This window comes from uncultured Oscillibacter sp., from assembly GCF_900546705.1.
Taxonomy (GTDB): Bacteria; Bacillota; Clostridia; order Oscillospirales; family Oscillospiraceae; genus Oscillibacter.
The window spans coordinates 1-3559 of the sequence record NZ_URDP01000079.1; the positions used below are offsets into that span (position 1 = coordinate 1).

Genomic DNA, 3559 nt, shown 5'->3' on the forward strand with positions numbered 1-3559 from the left:
TGTTTGACGCAGCGGTGTTTGCCTGCTGCGCTTACCTGGAAGATCTGGAGACGGTACAGAAAGAGAAAAACTGGTTTGGGGAGGAATCCAAATGAACAAGCGAAAGAAAGCAGTCCACGCGGCGAGAGACAAGCCTGCACAATCCCGCAGCTCGGTAGGGTTTGTCATGGGCAGCAACTGGAACAGCGTGTGCTGCGACGGATATACCCGCCTGGCGGACAATCCCGAGGTGCTCATGGCGGTCTGGCGGATCGCGGAGCTCATCAGCTCCATGTCCATCCGCATCATGGCCAACACGGCGTCTGGCGACGTGCGGATCTACAACGGCCTGTCCCGCCGGCTGGACATCACCCCCAACCGCTACATGACCCGCAAGACCATGATGGCGGCCATCCTGGGGACGCTGCTGCTGGACGGCTCCGGCAATGCAGTGGTATGGCCCAAGACCACGGACGGCCTGCTGGAAGAGCTGGTACCCATTCCGCCGAGCCAGGTGAGTTTTCTGCCGGACGGGTTTGGGTACCGGGTGCAGATCGGCGGCGTCCCCTATGACCCGGACGGCCTGCTGCACTTTGTGCTCAATCCCTCCACGGAGCGGCCGTGGCTGGGCACCGGCTACCGGGTGGCCCTCAAGACCGTGGTCAAAAACCTACAGCAGGCCGGGCGGACCAAAAACGCCTTTCTCTCCAGTGAGTGGAAGCCCAGTGTCATCGTCAAGGTGGACGGCAACAGCGACGAGCTGACGTCCACAGATGGCCGCCGGCGGCTGGCGGAGCAGTATCTCAATCCTTTTGCCCCCGGTGCTCCGTGGATCATCCCGGCGGAGCAGATGGAGGTGGTCCAGGTCAAGCCGCTGTCCCTCAATGACCTGGCTATCTCCGACAGCGTCAAGCTGGACAAGCAGTCCGTGGCGGCCATCCTGGGCGTACCGCCCTATGTGGTGGGCGTCGGGAGCTTCAACCGGGAGGAATGGAACCACTTTATCGCAACCACGATCATGCCCATCGTCCGTGGGCTCGAGCAGGAGATGACACGCAAGCTCCTGCTGAACCCGGACTGGTACATCTCCATGAATCCCTGGGCACTGTATGCCTATGACGTCAAGGACCTCTCCGAGATCGGCTCCAACCTCTACATCCGGGGCATGATGACCGGCAACGAGGTGCGCGGATGGCTGCATCTGCCGCCCAAGGAGGGCCTGGACGAGCTGGTGATCCTGGAGAACTTCATCCCCCAGGGCATGATCGGAGACCAGAAAAAACTGATTCAGACAGGAGGTGAGCAGGATGGCACTTGAGCAGCGCACCATGATCCCCATCAACGGCAGCTTTTCCACACGGGAAGTGGAAAACGACCTTTTCATCGAGGGCTATTTCTCGGTGTTCAACTCTCCCTATGAGATCTGCCCGGGCCTGGAGGAGGTCATTTCCCCCGGCGCCTTTACCGATACCCTGGGCGAGGACATCCGGGCTCTGACCAATCACGACACCACGCTGGTGCTGGGCCGCAACAAGGCCGGCACCCTGACGCTCCGGGAGGACAGCCACGGCCTGTGGGGCAAGATCCGCATCAACCAGGACGACGGCGACGCCATGAACCTCTACCGCCGGGTGCAGCGGGGCGATGTGGATCAGTGCTCCTTTGGATTCTTCATCGACAAGGAGGACCGGGAGGTGCTCCCGGACGGCACCGTCCGCTATACCATCCTCAAGGTCCGGCTGCTGGAGGTGTCCGTGGTGACCTTCCCGGCCTATGAGGAGACGTCTGTCTCCGCCAGGACCCGGCAGGAGGAGACCATCCGCAAGCGTACCTTTGCAGAGCGGAAAGCGGCTCTGCTGAAAAAACTGAAAGGAGAATCGTAATGGCGCTTAAAGCATTGCTGCTGCGCAAAAAGCTCGAAGAGATGCAGGCTCGTATGGCGCAGCTTGCCCAGAAAACGGAGGAGCTGAACACTCGGGAGGCGGAGCTTGCTTCCGCCATGGACGAAGCGACAACCGATGAGCAGCTGCGCTCCGTAGAAGAACTGGTGGACACGTTTACTGCTGAGCAGCGGACCCACCAGGAGGCCGTGGATGCCCTCCAGCGTGAGATCGATACCACTCAGGAAGATCTGCGCGGCCTGGAATCCAAGCAGCCCGCCCCCAAGCCCAATACGCCGCCCGTGGCGGACGAAAGAAAGGATGACGCCCATATGAACAAGAGACAGCTCCGGGCTTTTGGCTCCATGAACGTGGAGCAGCGCGCGGCCTTTATCAAGCGGGAGGATGTGCAGGACTTCCTGACTCAGTTCCGCACCAAGTTCAAGAACAGCCAGACCCGTACCGTCACCGGAGGAGATCTGCTGATCCCTGAGGTTGTGCTGGATCTGATCCGGCAGAACATCGAGGATTACTCCAAGATGATCCGCCGTGTGCGCCTGGTGCCGGTTGCCGGCCAGGCCCGCCAGCCCATTATGGGCACTATTCCCGAGGCCGTTTGGACGGAAGCGTGCGGCGCCCTCAATGAGCTGCAGTTTGCCCTCAACCAGGCCGAAGTGGACGGATATAAGGTGGGCGGCTATGTGGTGCTTTGCAATTCCACGCTGGATGACACCGACGGCGCGCTGCTGAGCGCCGTGATCCTGGGCATGGGCGCTGCCATCGGCATCGCGCTGGACAAGGCCATCCTGTTCGGCCTCGGCGTCAAAATGCCCCTGGGCATTGCCACCCGTCTGGCTCAGAAGTCCCAGCCCGACAATTACCCGAAAGAGGCTCGCCCCTGGGTGGATCTCTCTGCCTCCAACATCATTACCATTCCCAGCGGCTCCGATACGGGACTGAAGCTGTTCCAGCAGATCGCCCTGGCCAGCGGCGCGGCCAAGGGTAAATACTCCCGTGGGGAAAAATTCTGGGCCATGAACGAAACCACCTACACCAAGATCATGGCAGAAGCGGCCAGCTTTGACTCTACCGGCGCCATTGTCTCCATTTCCAACGGCACCATGCCGGTGGTGGGCGGCGACCTTGTGGTGTTCTCCGACGATGTGATGCCCAATGACACCATCATCGGCGGCTATGGTGATCTCTATCTGCTGGCGGAGCGGGCCGGCACTACCGTGGGGTACAGCGATCAGCCTCTGTACATCCAGGATCAGACGGTGGTCAAGGGCATCGCCCGTTATGATGGCCAGCCGGTCATCGCTGAGGGCTTTGTGGCCATCGGCATCGGCAAGGCTCCCGTTACCACCATGTCCTTTGCCCAGGATGTGGCCAATCCCGTGGTTGCCGCGCTGCAGTCTCTGACCATCGGCGGACTGTCCCTGTCTCCCGCTTTCTCCACCGGCACCGATACCTATACTGCCACTACCACCAACGCCCAGGACGCGATCAGCGCCGTACCCACCATGGGCGCGTCTGTAACCGTCAAGGTGGGCAAGGCCCGTGTGCAGAACGGTGCAAACGCCACCTGGGGCGAGGGCGAAAACGTGGTGTCCATCACGGTGAACAACGGCGATAACTCCAAGGTCTACACCGTGACCGTCACCAAGAGCGGAGGCTGAGTATGAGCGAGGAGGAGCTGC

Annotated in this window: 3 protein-coding genes; all 3 read left to right on the plus strand. The window is 61.0% G+C overall.

Features of this window, described 5'->3' with window-relative positions:
• Window positions 1-91: 91 nt before the first annotated feature.
• Genes QZS13_RS10100 through QZS13_RS10110 form a run of 3 tightly spaced genes read left to right on the plus strand, consistent with a single transcriptional unit; the run spans window position 92 to window position 3538 of the window.
• Window positions 92-1297: a phage portal protein gene (locus tag QZS13_RS10100; protein WP_295588580.1), complete on the plus strand. Its 1206-nt coding sequence runs from the start codon at window positions 92-94 to the stop codon at window positions 1295-1297.
• Complete coding sequence (locus tag QZS13_RS10105; protein WP_295588582.1) at window positions 1287-1862, plus strand: HK97 family phage prohead protease; 576 nt, start codon at window positions 1287-1289, stop codon at window positions 1860-1862. Before QZS13_RS10100 ends, QZS13_RS10105 begins: the two co-directional genes overlap by 11 nt.
• Window positions 1862-3538: a phage major capsid protein gene (locus tag QZS13_RS10110; RefSeq protein ID WP_295588584.1), complete on the plus strand. Its 1677-nt coding sequence runs from the start codon at window positions 1862-1864 to the stop codon at window positions 3536-3538. The genes QZS13_RS10105 and QZS13_RS10110 overlap by 1 nt, the downstream gene beginning before the upstream one ends.
• Window positions 3539-3559 lie beyond the last annotated feature (21 nt).